Below are 14,623 nucleotides of genomic sequence, written 5' to 3'. Positions count from 1 at the left end.
TTTCACTCGTTGCAAGGGCCTGTGGCGCAGTCCGGTAGCGCACCTCGTTCGCATCGAGGGGGTCTGGGGTTCAAATCCCCACAGGTCCACCGCAACAACTGATCCCGGCGAAATCCGGGGGAAGTTGAGAAGATCCCGTCCGATCGGCTGATCGGGCGGGGTCTTTGTTTTGGCCGGGTTTCGCCCGGGTTTTGCCCGGGGTTCTGCTCGGGGTTTCGCCCGGGAGCCGGCCCCCGATGGGGCGTCAGGCGCCCCCGCGCCGGACGCCCCTGGGGTGATGGGTCTCACAGGGTCTTGGCGTAGCAGCGGCTGTCCGAGTGGAAGCGGTAGTAGCCGAACTTGGTGCACGGCGCGTAGCCCGTGGACGTGTAGAGGGCGATGGCCTCGGGCTGCTTGGTGCCGGTCTCCAGGACCATGCGCAGCCGGCCGGCCGCGCGGGCGTCGTCCTCCAGGGCGGACAGGATCCGGCGGGCCAGGCCGATGCCGCGCATGTCGCGCACCACGTACATGCGCTTGAGTTCGGCGTCGCCGTCCTCGTTGCCCTCGCCGTTGCTGTCCCGGCTGCGCCAGCCGCCGGTGGCGACAGGGCGGCCGGAGGCGTCGTACGCGATGAGGTACGCGCCGTTGGGCGGCTCGAAGTCGGTGGCGGCCATCGAGGTGGCGTCGCCGCCGTCGCCGTAGCGCTCGTGGTACTCGGCCTGGACCTCGTCGTCGAGCTTGACGGCGTCGGGGTGGTCGTAAGGGACGCGTCGGATATCCATGCTGGTCATCGTACGTATGGGCAGTTTCTCACTGTTCGAATTCTGGACCTGGTCCAGTGTGCCGGTATCGTGCCGGGGTGCTCACTGTGACCTCTGTGAATGTGAACGGGCTGCGCGCCGCCGCGAAGAAGGGCTTCGTGGAGTGGCTCGCCGGGACCTCCGCCGATGTGCTGTGCCTCCAGGAGGTGCGGGCCGAGCCGCAGCAGCTGCCCGAGCACGTGCGTACCCCGCAGGGCTGGCACGTCGTGCACGCGCCCGCCGCCGCCAAGGGCCGGGCCGGTGTCTCGCTCTACACGCGCCGGGAGCCCGACGCCGTTCGGGTCGGCTTCGGCTCGGCCGAGTTCGACGGCAGCGGGCGCTACGTCGAGGCCGACCTGCCCGGTGTCACGGTCGCGTCCCTCTATCTGCCCTCCGGTGAGGTCGGCACCGACCGGCAGGACGAGAAGTACCGCTTCATGGGCGAGTTCCTCCCCTACCTCAAGGACCTGCGCGAGCGGGCCGCCGCCGACGGGCGCGAGGTGCTGGTCTGCGGCGACTGGAACATCGCCCATCAGCCGGCCGACCTGAAGAACTGGCGCGCCAACGGCAAGAACTCCGGCTTCCTGCCCGAGGAGCGGGAGTGGCTCGGCCAGGTCTTCGACGCGGCGGACGGCGGCTATGCCGACGTGGTGCGGGACCGGCACCCGGACGTGGAGGGGCCGTACACCTGGTGGTCGTACCGCGGGCGGGCCTTCGACAACGACAGCGGCTGGCGCATCGACCTGCTCGCCGCTACGCCGGGGCTCGCGGACAGCTGCGTGAAGGCGTACGTGGAGCGGGCCGCCAGCCACGGGGAGCGGTGGAGCGACCACGCGCCGGTGACGGCGGTCTTCGAACGCTGACGGGCCGCGTGCGCGTCCCGGCACCCCCGCGGAGGCGTCGCGCCGCCCCCGGAGGCACCCGTCCGGGCGCCCGGAGACGGCTGTCCGACGCCCTGGCCGCATCCGTGTGACCGCCAGGTGGCCACTCCGTATACTCCGCCGGAGCGCGGGGCTCCGGGCCCCGTCCGTCCGAGCACCCGGCCAGAGAGTCGAACGCCGCCATGAAGAATTCCCTGCCTCCGCTGTCGCCGAACTACGCGGCGCTGACGAACCGCTCCTACACGGAAAGCGTGGAGACGCACGGGAAGTGGCCGGTCGAATTCCAGTTCCGGCCCGCGCAGGGGGACCACCGGCATCTGCTGGTGGTGTTCTCCTCGGTGGGCAGCAAGTACGGCTTCGGGGGCGCGCTCGACAGCGTCAAGTGCAATGTCCTCAGGATTCGCGACCATTTCGACGGCGCGGCCTCCTATTACGTGGCCCGGGACATGGACTTCAGCGTCTCGGATTCCATACAGGCCCTCATCCAGGACCATATGCGGCGCCTGCGTGTCACCCGCGACGAGGTGACCCTGCTCGGTGCCTCGAAGGGCGGAAGTGCCGCGCTCTTCTACGGCCTGAAGTACGACTACAAGAACATCGTGGCCTCAACGCCGCAGTATTTCCTCGGCAGTTACTCGAAGGGGCACGGCCAGCTCGGGGACGCCGTGCTCGGCGAGGGGCAGCCGGACGAGAACGTGGCCGTCCTGGATGCCGTGATGAAGGACGTGATCGAGAAGGACACGGACCTCAAGCGGAACATCTACCTCGTGTCCTCCCCGGCGGATTACCAGTACGAGCAGGAAGTCGTGCATTATCTGCCCGCGCTGCGGGAGTACGAGAACTTCAACTTCCTTTTCGTGGAGTCCCCGACCGTGCGGCGGCACGACGAGGTGGTCCGGCAGGCGCTGCCGTCGATCCTGAGCATCGTGTACGCCGTCACCGAGGGCGTGGCGCCCCGCTGGGGAGAGGTCACCGTCGGGGCCTACGCCGAGGAACCGGAGGCGGCCGCCGCGCACCTCGCGCGGCTGCGGGCGGGCGACACCGCGCTGGCCAAGCTCGGCAGGGCCGTCTTCACCGACGGGAAGCTGGAGCTGAAGGGCCATGCCTTCCTGCCGGGGGTCTCGCCCGACGGCCCGGCGGACGAGAGCAAGCGCCTCGTGCTGGAGAAGGACGGACAGACCTGGAGCTATCCGCTGGAGACGACCAGTGAGATCCGGCTCTACCGGGACTATTTCGACGAGTACTTCTGCGAGTACGGGAGGGGCGGTTTCGCCTCACACGGCGAGCTGACCTTCGCGGAACTCCCGCAGGGAACGTACGACGTCTCCGTCTGTGTCGAGAGTGAGTCCGAGGGGATCGCGCGGCGGACCCGGCTGATCTCCGCGACCGCGGTGGACCGGCGGCAGGTCTGCGGTGACTCCGAACTCCTTTTCCGCGGTGGAAAGGGCGGCCTCAAGCTGGTCAAGAGGAGCATTGTCGGGTTCGATTCGCCCGGAGTGTGCTTCAGCGCGGTGAAGGCGGAGGAACGCGAGCGGCGGATCCACGCCGAGGGCGTCTTCTTCCTGCCCGGCCGCAACGCCGACCGGGACACGCACGCGTTCTACTACCTCGTCCTCGAAGGCAGGTCCGGCCGCCACTCCTTCCCGCTGGCCGCGAGGAGGAAGCCCGACGCCGTACGGCCGCACAAGCTGCCGGGAGACCTCGGCACCTACGACTTCGGCTACTACGCCACGGAAGCCGCCGGAATCGACGTGTCGGACCTTCCGGCCGGGAAGTACACCCTGCTCGTGTCGATGAGCGTGGGCGGCGCCCTGTTCACCAAGAAGGCCGGGAAGGTCACGCTCAAGAAGCCGCGTTAGTCGCGCTTGCGCAGCTTGCGGTCCATGGCGAGGGACACCTCCGCCTCCACCACGCTGCGGGCCAGCGGGCGCAGGCGCTGGAGGTCCTCCTCCGGGCCGTGGCGCAGGACCAGGTCGGCGAAGAGCTCGGCGAGGGCGTCGGCGTGCTCGCGGACACGGGTCGCGGCGCCGAGCACCTCGGCGAGCGGGATGCCCTCGCGGACCAGGGCGGCGGACACGTCGAGCAGGCGGCGGCTGATGTGGACGAGGTTCTCCCCGTCGGTGCCGACGTAGCCGAGCTCCATGGCCGCGGCGAGGTTCTCGGCGGTCACCTCGCCCGTGAAGTGGTCGGCGAGCTCCTCGGGCGTGAGGCGGACCGGCTCCTCCTCGGTGGGGGCGCCCAGCCCCAGCAGGTCGCCGACGTCCCGGCCGTGGTCGAAGGTCTCCGTGAGGTCGGCGATGCCGCTGAGGGTGTGGCCGCGCTCCAGCAGCGCCGCGATCGTGCGCAGCCGGGCCAGGTGATGGTCGTCGTACCAGGCGATGCGGCCCTCGCGGCGCGGTGGCGGGATCAGCTTGCGCTCGCGGTAGAAGCGCAGGGTGCGCACCGTGATGCCGGCCAGTCGGGCCAGTTCCTCCATGCGGTACTCGCCGGGCCGTCCCCCGCCCGCGGGCCGGGGCTCGCGCGCTGCGTCGTCCGCCCTGCCGGGCACGTCGTCTCCCACGGCGGAAAGCCTATTGGACCCGCCCCCTACCGGTCGGTACGCCGCTGCTCTACTCTCCCCATTGCGCCAGTGTTCACTGGCATGGTCCGGCGATGCGTGGAGGCTTCGGGATGGCCGAGCACGAACATGTTCGGGTGGCGGTGATCGGGTCCGGGTTCGGCGGGCTCGGCGCGGCCGTACGACTGCGACGCGAGGGGATCACCGACTTCGTCGTCCTGGAGCGGGCCGCCGGCGTCGGCGGGACCTGGCGGGACAACAGCTACCCCGGGTGCGCCTGCGACGTGCCCTCCCACCTGTACTCCTTCTCCTTCGCGCCCAACCCGGACTGGCCGCGCACCTTCTCCGGCCAGGAGCACATCCGCGCCTACCTGGAGCACGTCACCGACACCTTCCGGCTGCGCCCGCACATCCGCTTCGACTCCGAGGTCAGGGTGATGACCTGGGACACCGAGAAGCTGCGGTGGCGGATCGAGACGAGCGGCGGGACGCTCACCGCCGACGTCGTGGTCTCCGCCACCGGGCCGCTGTCCGACCCGAAGATCCCCGAGATCCCGGGGCTGGACTCGTTCCCCGGCAAGGTGTTCCACTCCGCCCGCTGGGACCACGACTACGACCTGCGCGGCAAGCGCGTCGCCATGGTCGGCACCGGCGCCTCGGCCATCCAGATCGTGCCGGCCGTCCAGCCGCAGGTCGCGAGCCTCACCCTCTTCCAGCGGACCGCGCCCTGGGTCATGCCCCGGATGGACCGGGCGATCAGCGGCGTCGAGCGCTCGCTGCACCGGGGGCTGCCCTTCACCACCCAGCTGCGCCGCGGCCTGCTGTGGGGCATCCGCGAGCTCCAGGTGCAGGCCTTCACCAAGCACCCCGACGGACTGGGCCTGGTCGAGCGGCTGGCCCGGCGGAACATCGCACGCGCCGTCAAGGACCCGGCCCTGCGCGCCAGGCTCACCCCCGACTACCGCATCGGCTGCAAACGCATCCTGCTGTCCAACACGTACTACCCGGCCCTCGCGCGGCCCAACGTGGACGTCGTGGCCGGCGGACTCGGCGAGATCCGCGGCTCCACGCTCGTGGCCGCCGACGGCACCGAGGCCGAGGTCGACGCGATCATCTTCGGCACCGGCTTCCATGTCACGGACCTGCCGATCGCCGAGCGGGTCGTCGGCGCGGACGGCAGGACCCTCGCGGAGCACTGGAAGGGCGGCATGGCGGCCCTGCGCGGCGCGACCGCCGCCGGCTTCCCGAACTGGATGACGATCATCGGCCCCAACACCGGCCTCGGGAACTCCTCGATGATCCTGATGATCGAGTCCCAGCTGAACTACATGGCCGACTATCTGCGCCAGCTCGGCGTTCTCGGCGGCCGCGCCGCCCTCGACGCCCGCCCCAGCGCCGTCGGCACCTGGAACCGCCGCGTGCAGGACCGCATGCGGCGCACCGTGTGGAACACCGGTGGCTGCACCAGCTGGTACCTGGACTCCAGTGGCCGCAACACCACCATCTGGCCCGGGACGACGACCGAGTTCCGGCGCGCCACCCGCCGGGTGGACCTCGCGGAGTACGCCGTGCTGCGCCCGCCTACGGCGCAGAAGCCCGACCTGAAGATCGTCGACGCCGAGGACGTGAGCGCGTGAGCCGCCTGATGCACGTGGCCTCCGGCCCCTACGCCCCGCCCGTGCCCGCCCGCACGCTCACCGCCGTCTCCGCGGACGGCGCCCGGCTGCACGTGGAGGTGCACGGGCCCGAGAAGGCGCCCGTCGTCGTCCTCGCGCACGGCTGGACCTGCTCGACCGCCTTCTGGGCCGCGCAGATCCGCGACCTGTCCGCCGACCACCGCGTGATCGCCTATGACCAGCGCGGCCACGGGCGCAGTCCGGCGAGCCCCGCGTGCAGCACGGACACGCTCGCCGACGACCTCGAAGCGGTGCTGCTGGCCACGCTCGCGCCCGGCGAGAAGGCTGTGGTCGCCGGTCACTCGATGGGGGGCATGACCGTCATGGCCGCCTGCGGGCGGCCCGCCTTCCGGGCGCACGCGGCGGCGGTCCTGCTGTGCAGCACGGGCAGTTCGCGACTGGTGGCCGAGTCCACGGTCGTGCCACTCAGGGCCGGCCGGTTGCGGACCTGGCTGACCGGGCGGATCCTCGCATCGAGCGCGCCGCTCGGGCCGGTCACCCCGCTCGCCCGGCGCGTCCTGAAGTACGCCACCATGGGCGCGGGTTCGGCGCCGCACATGGTCGAGGCGTGCGCGCGGATCGTGCACGCCTGCCCGCGCAGGGCCCGGCACTCCTGGGGCAAGGTGCTGTCGATGCTCGATCTCGACCACGGCGTACAGCAGTTGCGGGTGCCCACGGCGGTGATCGCCGGCACCGCCGACCGGCTCACCCCGCCGGTGCACGCCCGCGCCCTGGTCGCCACGCTGCCCCTCTGCGTCGGGCTCACCGAACTGCCCGGACTCGGACACATGACACCGGTCGAGGCGCCGGAGACGGTCACCAGCCGCATCCGGTCGCTGGTCAGCACGTACACGCAGGTCAAGGAGGGCGCATGAGCAAGGTGAGTCTGGAGGGGCAGGTCGCGGTCGTCACCGGGGCGGCGCGCGGCGTCGGGGAGCTGCTCGCCCGCAAGCTGTCCGCGCGGGGCGCGACCGTGGCGCTGGTCGGCCTGGAGCCGGACGCGCTCAAGCAGGTCTCCGAGCGGCTGCACGGCGAGAGCGGCCACTGGTACGCCGACGTCACCGACCACGAGGCGATGGCCCAGGTGGCGCGCGAGGTGAAGGAGCGGTTCGGGAAGACCGACATCGTCGTCGCCAACGCCGGTGTGGCGAGCGGCGGTCCGTTCGTCGACTCCGACCCCGTGGCGTGGCGGCGGGTGATCGAGGTCAACCTCATCGGGTCGGCCGTCACCGCCCGCGCGTTCCTGCCGGTGCTGATGGAGAGCCGGGGCTATCTGCTGCAGATCGCGTCCCTGGCGGCCATGACCCCGGCGCCGATGATGACGGCGTACACCGCGTCCAAGTCCGGTGTGGAGGCGTACGCGCACAGTCTGCGCGCCGAGGTCGGCCACAAGGGCGTGAAGGTGGGCGTCGGTTACCTCTCGTGGACCGACACGGACATGGTGCGCGGGGCCGACCAGGACGATGTCATACGGGAGCTCAGGCAGCGGCTGCCGTGGCCGTCCAACAAGACGTATCCGCTGGGTCCGGCCGTCGACCGGATCGTCGCCGGGATCGAGCGGCGGGCCGGCCATGTGTACGGGCAGTGGTGGCTGCGCGGGATGCAGGGGGTGCGCGGGTATCTGCCGGGGGTCATCGCGACGGTCGGGCAGCGGGAGATGGCGCGGTTCGCGGACCGGCTGGACGGGATGCGGGTCGGGCTGGTCGGGGCGGGTGGGGCGGCGGACGAGCAGGACCGGGCCGCCCGGCACTGATCACGGTGTGTCACTGATCGACATGCATTCGGTCACCATGCGTGTGAGTCTGGTCGAGGCCCGAATCCCTCACCCACGTCAGGAGTGAACTCACATGGGCATGAAGAACAAGTCCCAGGACCAGTCGCAGCAGTGGCAGGAGCAGGCGAAGCGGAAGGCCGAGCAGGCTCGGGAGCGGGGGCGGCGTCCCGAGGACGACGATCCCGAGCGGGAGCGTCGGGAGGCCGACGAGCGCTTCGACCAGGACTACGACATGTAGCTGCGCGGCCTAGGTGTGGTGCGGGGTGCCCTCTCTCCGGGGGCACCCCGCACCCCTTTGTCCGCGTGCTTTTCCTACGTGCTTTGCCTGCGTGCGTTTTCGGCTGACGGGCGGTGGGGGTGTTCGCGCCCGCGCGGCGGAGCCGGCTTCACCGTCCGCACCCATGACCACACCCGGGGGGTGTTCGCGCCCGCGCGGCGGAGCCGCATGTCGGCACAGTCCCGCGCCCCTAAAACGGGGAAGGGGAGCGGGGCGGCAGTTCCGGCCTTGATCTGTTCGGTACGTCCCGGTAGTCGGGGGGTGTTGCCGGGGGCGTCGTCGCGAGGAGGTCCAGGGCGAGGCGTACGGCGTCGTCGAGTTGGGCGTAGCGGCCCTCGGCCCAGTCGAGGGGGGTGCGCAGGGCTTCGAGGTCGGGGTCGACGCCGCGGTTCTCGATGGACCAGCCGTAGGCGTCGAACCAGGCGGCGTTCATCGGGACGGTGATCACGGAGCCGTCGCCGAGGCGGTGGCGGCCGGTCATGCCGACCACGCCGCCCCAGGTGCGCTGGCCGACCACCGGACCCAGCTTGAGGAGTTTGAACGCGGCCGTGATCATGTCGCCGTCGGAGGAGGTCGCCTCGTCGGCCAGCGCGACGACCGGGCCGCGCGGGGCGTTCGAGGCGTACGACACCGGCTGGGCGTCACGGGTGAGGTCCCAGCCGAGGATCGTGCGGGTGAGCTTCTCGACGACGAGTTCGCTGATGTGGCCGCCCGCGTTGCCGCGCACGTCGACGATGAGGGCGGGCCGGGAGACCTCCATGCGCAGGTCGCGGTTGAACTGGGCCCAGCCGGAACCGCCCATGTCGGGGATGTGCAGATAACCGCACTTCCCGCCGCTCAGCTCCCGCACCACCGCCCGGCGTTTGGCCACCCAGTCCTGGTAGCGCAGGGGCCGTTCGTCGGTGAGGGGCACCACGGCGACGCGGCGGGAGCGGCCCGCCTCGCCCTCGGCGGGGGTGAAGGTCAGCTCGACCGTCGTACCCCCGGCTCCCGCGAGCAGTGGGTAGGGCCCGGTGACGGGGTCGACCGGGCGGCCGTCGACATGGGTGAGGACGGCGCCCTCGCGGATGCCGGTGCCGGCCAGCGGGGAGCGGGCCTTGGAGTCGGAGGAGTCGCCGGGCAGGATCCGCTTGACCATCCAACTGCCGTCCCGGCACACCAGGTTGGCGCCGAGCAGACCTTGCAGCCGCTGGTAGTGCGGGGGGCCCTCGTTGCGGCGGGCGGCGCTGACATAGGCGTGGGAGGTGCCCAGCTCGCCGAGCACCTCGCGCAGCAGGTCCGCGAACTCGTCGGGCGAGGCGACCTCCTCGACCAGCGGGCGGTACTGCTCCAGCACCGCGTCCCAGTCGATGCCGCACATGCCCGGGTCCCAGAAGTAGGCGCGGATCAGGCGCCCGGCCTCGGCGTAGGACTGGCGCCACTCGGCGGCCGGGTCGACGGTGTGCAGGATGCGGCGCAGATCGATCCAGACGATGGAGTCGCTGTCGCCGGACTCGGCGGCGGGTACGGCCCTCAGATCGCCCTCGTCGACGACGACCAGGCGGCTGCCGTCGCCGCTGACCGCGAACCAGTCCAGGTGGTCGACGAGTTCGGTCCGCTTGGCCTTGGTGATGCTGAAGTGCTCCAGGGTGGGGCGGCCGCTGGTGTCGTCCGGGTTGGCGAAGGTCTCGCCCAGCGCGCCCGAGATCGGCCAGCGCAGCCAGACCAGTCCGCCGCCCGCGACCGGTTCGAGGGCCGAGTACTTGGACGCGGTGACGGGGAAGGGCGTCACCCGGCTCTCCAGGCCCTCCAGTTCGACGGTGACCGTGCCGTCGCCGCCGCCCTCGTCCTCCACCGGGTCCAGGCCGCCCGCGGCCGGCCGGCCCTCCGGGTTCAGCGCGAAGGGGGAGGGCGTCGCCGAGGACAGCGGCACGAGGTAGGGGCGGCAGCCGAGCGGGAAGGACAGGTCGCCGGTGTGCACGTCGTAGACCGGGTCGAAGCCTCGCCAGGACAGGAAGGCGAGGTAGCGGCCGTCGCGGGTGAAGACCGGGTTCTCGTCCTCGAAGCGCCCGTTGGTGACGTCGACGACCATACGGTCCTTGATCCGGGCCATCTTGATCTGGCGCAGCGACCGCCCGATGCCCGGGTGCGACCAGGTCAGCCAGGCCCCGTCGGGGGAGAACGCGAGGTCGCGGACGGGTCCGTTGATCGAGCGGATCAGCTCGGTCACCTCGCCGTTGGAGTCCTCCGTCGCGTCGATGAGCAGCAGCCGTCCGTCGTGCGATGCGATGGCCAGGCGCTCGCCTTCGGGGTCGGACACCATCTCCAGCACCCGTCCCAGCTCACCCGAGGCCGGCCGGCGCGGCGCGCGGTCGCCGGTGGCCCGGGGCAGATAGGCCACCTCGACGGCGTCCTCGCCCTCGGCGTCGGTCACATAGGCGACCTGCCCGCTGGAGCCCAGCATCTCGGGCAGCCGTACCCGCACGCCCGGGGTGTCGGTGATGGTCCGGGCCGGGCCGTCGCGGTGGGTGAGCCAGTACAGGCTGCCGCGCACCACGATCGCGCCGGCCCGTCCGGTCTCGTCGACCGAGATGCCGTCGACGTGCTGCGCGGCCGGCACCTGGTAGGGGCGGCGGCCCGCGCGCGGCCCGCTCAGCCGTACGTCCAGCCGGCGCGGCTCGGAGCCGGCGGCCAGGTCGTCCACCATCCACAGCGCGCCCGCGCACTGGTAGACCACCCGGGTGCCGTCGGTCGCGGCGTTGCGGGCGTAGAAGGCGTCGTGGTCGGTGTGGCGGCGCAGGCCGGAGCCGTCGTGGGCGCAGGAGTAGAGGTTGCCGACGCCCTCGTGGTCGGAGAGGAAGGCGATCCGGCCGCCGACGAACATCGGGCAGGCCAGCTGCCCTTCGAGGTCGGCCAGCAGTCGCTCGCCGTGCAGCCACAGCCGGCCCGTGGCGCCGCCGCGGTAGCGCTTCCAGGAGGCCATCTCGTGCGGGGCGGTGCCCGTCAGCAGCAGGCTCCGGCGCTCCCCGTCGAGGTCGGCGACCTGGATGTCGGAGACCGGGCCCCAGGGCAGCTTGCGGCCGGGGTCGCCGTCGGGGGAGACCTTGTAGGCCCAGGTGAAGTAGGAGAAGGGCTCGCCGTGCGAGGCGACCGCCAGGATCGTGCCGTCCGGGGTCCAGCCGCACACCCGGGTGTCGAGGCTGCCCCAGTGGGTGAGCTGTCGGGCCGGCCCGCCGTCCACCGGCACCAGATGCAGTTCGGGTGCGAGGCTGCGCCAGCTCGTGTACGCGAGGTGGCGGCCGTCGGCGGAGAAGCGCGGCTGGCCGAGCTTGGTGCGGTCGACCGTGAGCCGCCAGGCCCGGCCGGGTTCGTCCAGCGGGGCGAGCCAGAGGTCGTCCTCGGCCACGAAGCAGAGCAGGTCACCGCTGATGTGGGGCAGGCGCAGATAGCTCACCTCCCCATGCTTTTCCGCTGGACGGGGTGGAGCAACTTGTGACTTTCCGCCGCCCAATGAGTACGAAACCGTTTCGTACGTGGTGCAGGTCACGTACGAAACGGTTTCGTTTCGCAAGGTGCTGCGCTAGATTCGTGGACGTAGGAGTCGGACGGAGCGGGAGGGTGAGGGACATGGCTGAGGCAGCGGTCACCGCGCAGCGTCGCAGCCGGATCACGCCCGAGCGCGCGGCCGAGCTGTACGAGGCCGTGCTCGGCCTGCTCCGCGAGGTCGGCTACGACGCTCTGACGATGGACGCCGTCGCCGCCCGCACGAGGTCCAGCAAGGCCACGCTCTACCGCCAGTGGGGCGGCAAGGCCGAACTGGTCGTCAAGGCCCTGCGGCACAACAAGCCCGGCAAGATCGACGACATCGACACCGGCTCGCTCCGCGGCGACCTGCATGCTCTGGTGGGCATGGAGGACGACTGCACCAGGGAGCAGAACTCCGCGCTGATGCGGGGCATCGCCATGGCGATCCACCAGAACCCGGATCTGCGCCAGGCGTTCCAGGAGCTGCTGATCGAACCGGAGATGGCCGAGGTCCAGCGGGTGCTGCAACGCGCCGTCGCCCGGGGCGAGGTCCGCCCCGACTGCCCGGCGCTCGACTTCATGCTCCACATGATGATCGGCGGGTTCGTCACCCGCGCCCTGCTGGACGAGCAGCCGCCCACCCGGGCCTTCCTCACCTCGTACGTGGACGCCGTGGTCCTCCCCGCCCTCGGCGTGCGCACCGCCTGAGCCGTCATCCCCTTTTCCTGATACCTGACGTCGCCGCTCATGTCGTCGGGCCGATCGCCCCTGCCTCCCCGCCGGGCCGGTCACCCCTGCCCAGAACCACCCCACGACCTGACCGGGAGTACGCCCGTGGCCACCTTCCTGTACAAACTCGGCCGCCTCGCCTTCCGGCGACGGCACTTCGTCGCCCTGATCTGGGTGGCGCTGCTGACCCTCGCCGGGGTCGGCGCGGCCAGCGCGCCCGCAGCGGGCACCACCTCGTTCTCCGTCCCAGGCACCGAGGCGCAGAAGGCCTTCGACCTGCTGGAGGAGCGCTTCCCCGGGATGAGCGCCGACGGGGCCACCGCCCGCGTCGTGTTCAAGGCACCGGCCGGGGAGAAGATGACGGACGCCGAGAACAAGGCGGCCGTCGAGAAGACCGTCGAGGAGCTGTCCACCGGCAGCGAGGTCGTCTCCGTCGCCGACCCGTACCAGGCGAACGCGGTCAGCAGCTCCGGCTCGATCGCCTACGCCTCGGTCAAGTACGACGTCTCCGGCATGGAGTTGCAGGACTCCAGCCGCGAGGCGCTCCAGGACGCCGCCGAGCAGGCGCGGGAGTCCGGGCTGACCGTCGAGATCGGCGGTGACGCCCTCCAGGCCACTCCCGAGACCGGCTCCACCGAGGTCATCGGCATCGCGGTCGCCGCGGTCGTCCTGGTCATCACCTTCGGCTCGCTGCTCGCCGCCGGACTGCCGCTGCTCACCGCGATCATCGGTGTGGGCATCGGTGTCTCCACCATCACCGCCCTCGCCGGCGCCCTCGACCTGGGCTCCACCACCTCCACGCTGGCCACGATGATCGGCCTGGCCGTCGGTATCGACTACGCGCTGTTCATCGTCTCCCGCTACCGGGCCGAACTCGCCGAGGGCCGCGACCGCGAGGAGGCGGCCGGACGCGCCGCCGGCACCGCGGGCTCCGCGGTGGTCTTCGCCGGACTCACCGTCGTCATCGCCCTGGTCGGCCTCGCGGTCGTCAACATCCCGATGCTGACCAAGATGGGCTTCGCCGCCGCCGGCACCGTCGCCATCGCCGTCCTGATCGCGCTCACCCTCATCCCGGCGCTGCTCGGCTACGCCGGCCGCAAGGTGCGCCCGACGGGCGAGAAGTCCAAGCTGCTGGGCGGCGGCCGTGCCAGGAAGAACGCCGGCCGCCCGAACATGGGCACCCGCTGGGCCAGCTTCGTGGTGCGCCGCCCGTTGGCGGTGCTGCTGGTGGGCATCATCGGCCTGGGCGCCGCGGCCCTCCCGGCCGCCTCCCTGGAACTTGGCCTCCCCGACGACGGCTCCCAGCCCACCTCCACCACCCAGCGCCGCGCCTACGACCTGCTCTCCGAGGGCTTCGGGGCCGGCTTCAACGGTCCGCTCATGGTGGTCGTCGACGCCAAGGACAGCGCCGACCCGCAGGCCGCGTTCGCCGAGACCGGCGACCGCATCAAGGCCCTGGACAACGTCGTGACGGTCACCCCGGCCGCGCCCAACAAGGCCGGCGACACCGCCACCATCACGGTCGTCCCCGACGCCAAGCCGTCCTCCGCGACCACGGAGGACCTGGTCCACTCCATCCGCGACACCGGCGCGGACATCGCGGCCGACACCAGGTCGGACGTGCTGGTCACCGGCGCGACGGCGATGAACATCGACGTCTCGCAGAAGCTGAACGACGCGCTGATCCCGTATCTGATCCTGGTGGTCGGCCTGGCCTTCCTCCTGCTGATCGTGGTCTTCCGCTCGATCCTGGTCCCGCTCAAGGCGGCCCTCGGCTTCCTGCTCTCCGTCATGGCCGCGCTCGGCGCCGTGGTCGCGGTCTTCCAGTGGGGCTGGCTGTCCGGGCTCATGGGCGTGCAGGAGACCGGACCCGTCATGTCGATGATGCCGATCTTCATGGTCGGCGTGGTCTTCGGTCTCGCCATGGACTACGAGGTCTTCCTCGTGACCCGGATGCGTGAGGCGTACGTGCACGGGGAGAACCCGGGCCAGGCCGTGGTGACCGGCTTCAAGCACGGCGCCCGGGTGGTCACCGCGGCCGCGGTGATCATGATGGCGGTGTTCGCGGGCTTCATCGGCTCCAGCGAGTCCATGGTCAAGATGATCGGCTTCGGCCTCGCGATCGCGGTGTTCTTCGACGCCTTCATCGTCCGTATGGCGATCGTCCCGGCCGTCCTGGCCCTGCTGGGCCGGCGGGCCTGGTGGCTGCCGAAGTGGCTGGACCGGATCCTGCCCAACGTGGACGTCGAGGGCGAGGGCCTGCGCACCGCGGGCGACCGCGAGGGCCTCGACGAGGAGAAGCGGCTCGTGCGCGCCTGACACGCCGCCGCAGGACCGGCCGGTGAGGGGACCCGTGGGGACGGGGATCCCTCACCGGCCCTTCTGTGTCCGGGGCCGGACCGCGCCGGCGCGGAATCCGGTCGCGTGCCCGCTACACGCACGGCTA

11 protein-coding genes and 1 tRNA gene are annotated in these 14,623 nt (G+C 71.4%); 9 read left to right on the top strand and 3 right to left on the bottom strand.

What is annotated here, in order from left to right; translation table 11 throughout:
• The first annotated feature begins 15 nt into the window (after positions 1-15).
• A tRNA-Ala gene (locus ABZZ79_RS21710) sits at positions 16-89 on the top strand.
• A gap of 195 nt (positions 90-284) precedes the next feature.
• On the opposite strand, the gene ABZZ79_RS21705 is transcribed toward ABZZ79_RS21710, so the two are convergent.
• Positions 285-761, bottom strand: coding sequence for a GNAT family N-acetyltransferase (locus ABZZ79_RS21705; RefSeq protein WP_356691099.1), 477 nt, complete (start codon positions 759-761; stop codon positions 285-287).
• Between the two features lie 77 nt (positions 762-838).
• On the opposite strand from ABZZ79_RS21705, the gene ABZZ79_RS21700 reads away from it, so the two are divergent.
• Both ABZZ79_RS21700 and ABZZ79_RS21695 read left to right on the top strand, forming a co-directional pair.
• Entirely contained in the window at positions 839-1,642 is an 804-nt protein-coding gene (locus ABZZ79_RS21700; RefSeq protein ID WP_356691097.1) for an exodeoxyribonuclease III, read from the top strand.
• Positions 1,643-1,842: 200 nt separating this feature from the next.
• Complete coding sequence (locus ABZZ79_RS21695) at positions 1,843-3,519, top strand: hypothetical protein (protein WP_356691095.1); 1,677 nt, start codon at positions 1,843-1,845, stop codon at positions 3,517-3,519.
• On the opposite strand, the gene ABZZ79_RS21690 is transcribed toward ABZZ79_RS21695, so the two are convergent.
• A complete protein-coding gene (locus ABZZ79_RS21690; protein ID WP_356691178.1) occupies positions 3,516-4,136 on the bottom strand; it encodes a MerR family transcriptional regulator in 621 nt (206 codons plus the stop codon). The genes ABZZ79_RS21695 and ABZZ79_RS21690 overlap by 4 nt on opposite strands.
• A 194-nt stretch (positions 4,137-4,330) precedes the next feature.
• On the opposite strand from ABZZ79_RS21690, the gene ABZZ79_RS21685 reads away from it, so the two are divergent.
• From ABZZ79_RS21685 to ABZZ79_RS21670, 4 genes are all read left to right on the top strand, one after another.
• Positions 4,331-5,854: an NAD(P)/FAD-dependent oxidoreductase gene (locus tag ABZZ79_RS21685; RefSeq protein ID WP_356691093.1), complete on the top strand. Its 1,524-nt coding sequence runs from the start codon at positions 4,331-4,333 to the stop codon at positions 5,852-5,854.
• Positions 5,851-6,768, top strand: a complete 918-nt coding sequence (locus tag ABZZ79_RS21680; RefSeq protein ID WP_356691091.1) for an alpha/beta hydrolase — start codon at positions 5,851-5,853, stop codon at positions 6,766-6,768. The genes ABZZ79_RS21685 and ABZZ79_RS21680 overlap by 4 nt, the downstream gene beginning before the upstream one ends.
• Entirely contained in the window at positions 6,765-7,646 is an 882-nt protein-coding gene (locus ABZZ79_RS21675) for an SDR family oxidoreductase (RefSeq protein ID WP_356691089.1), read from the top strand. The genes ABZZ79_RS21680 and ABZZ79_RS21675 overlap by 4 nt, the downstream gene beginning before the upstream one ends.
• Positions 7,647-7,740: 94 nt before the next feature.
• A complete protein-coding gene (locus ABZZ79_RS21670; protein ID WP_356691087.1) occupies positions 7,741-7,905 on the top strand; it encodes a hypothetical protein in 165 nt (54 codons plus the stop codon).
• 229 nt (positions 7,906-8,134) lie between these two features.
• Here ABZZ79_RS21670 and ABZZ79_RS21665 read toward each other — a convergent pair whose 3' ends face one another.
• Entirely contained in the window at positions 8,135-11,377 is a 3,243-nt protein-coding gene (locus tag ABZZ79_RS21665) for a S41 family peptidase (RefSeq protein WP_356691085.1), read from the bottom strand.
• A gap of 173 nt (positions 11,378-11,550) precedes the next feature.
• On the opposite strand from ABZZ79_RS21665, the gene ABZZ79_RS21660 reads away from it, so the two are divergent.
• Both ABZZ79_RS21660 and ABZZ79_RS21655 read left to right on the top strand, forming a co-directional pair.
• The gene (locus ABZZ79_RS21660) at positions 11,551-12,156 is read left to right on the top strand and encodes a TetR/AcrR family transcriptional regulator (RefSeq protein ID WP_356691083.1); all 606 of its coding nucleotides are present in this window, start codon (positions 11,551-11,553) and stop codon (positions 12,154-12,156) included.
• Positions 12,157-12,282: 126 nt separating this feature from the next.
• Entirely contained in the window at positions 12,283-14,496 is a 2,214-nt protein-coding gene (locus ABZZ79_RS21655; RefSeq protein ID WP_356691081.1) for an MMPL family transporter, read from the top strand.
• The last annotated feature ends 127 nt before the right edge of the window (positions 14,497-14,623 follow it).

Origin of the sequence: Streptomyces sp. NPDC006458 (genome assembly GCF_040612135.1) — a bacterium.
In the GTDB taxonomy this organism is placed as follows: Bacteria; Actinomycetota; Actinomycetes; order Streptomycetales; family Streptomycetaceae; genus Streptomyces.
Note: the sequence above shows the minus strand (reverse complement) of the source record. Positions and strands in the feature narration are given on the sequence as shown.

Bases quoted from the DNA above. Each gene is read 5' to 3' on its own strand.
- ABZZ79_RS21705 (WP_356691099.1), bottom strand. From the start codon at position 761: ATGGATATCCGACGCGTCCCTTACGACCACCCCGACGCCGTCAAGCTC.
- ABZZ79_RS21695 (WP_356691095.1), top strand. From the start codon at position 1,843: ATGAAGAATTCCCTGCCTCCGCTGTCGCCGAACTACGCGGCGCTGACG.
- ABZZ79_RS21690 (WP_356691178.1), bottom strand. From the start codon at position 4,136: ATGGAGGAACTGGCCCGACTGGCCGGCATCACGGTGCGCACCCTGCGC.
- ABZZ79_RS21685 (WP_356691093.1), top strand. From the start codon at position 4,331: ATGGCCGAGCACGAACATGTTCGGGTGGCGGTGATCGGGTCCGGGTTC.
- ABZZ79_RS21675 (WP_356691089.1), top strand. From the start codon at position 6,765: ATGAGCAAGGTGAGTCTGGAGGGGCAGGTCGCGGTCGTCACCGGGGCG.
- ABZZ79_RS21670 (WP_356691087.1), top strand. From the start codon at position 7,741: ATGGGCATGAAGAACAAGTCCCAGGACCAGTCGCAGCAGTGGCAGGAG.
- ABZZ79_RS21660 (WP_356691083.1), top strand. From the start codon at position 11,551: ATGGCTGAGGCAGCGGTCACCGCGCAGCGTCGCAGCCGGATCACGCCC.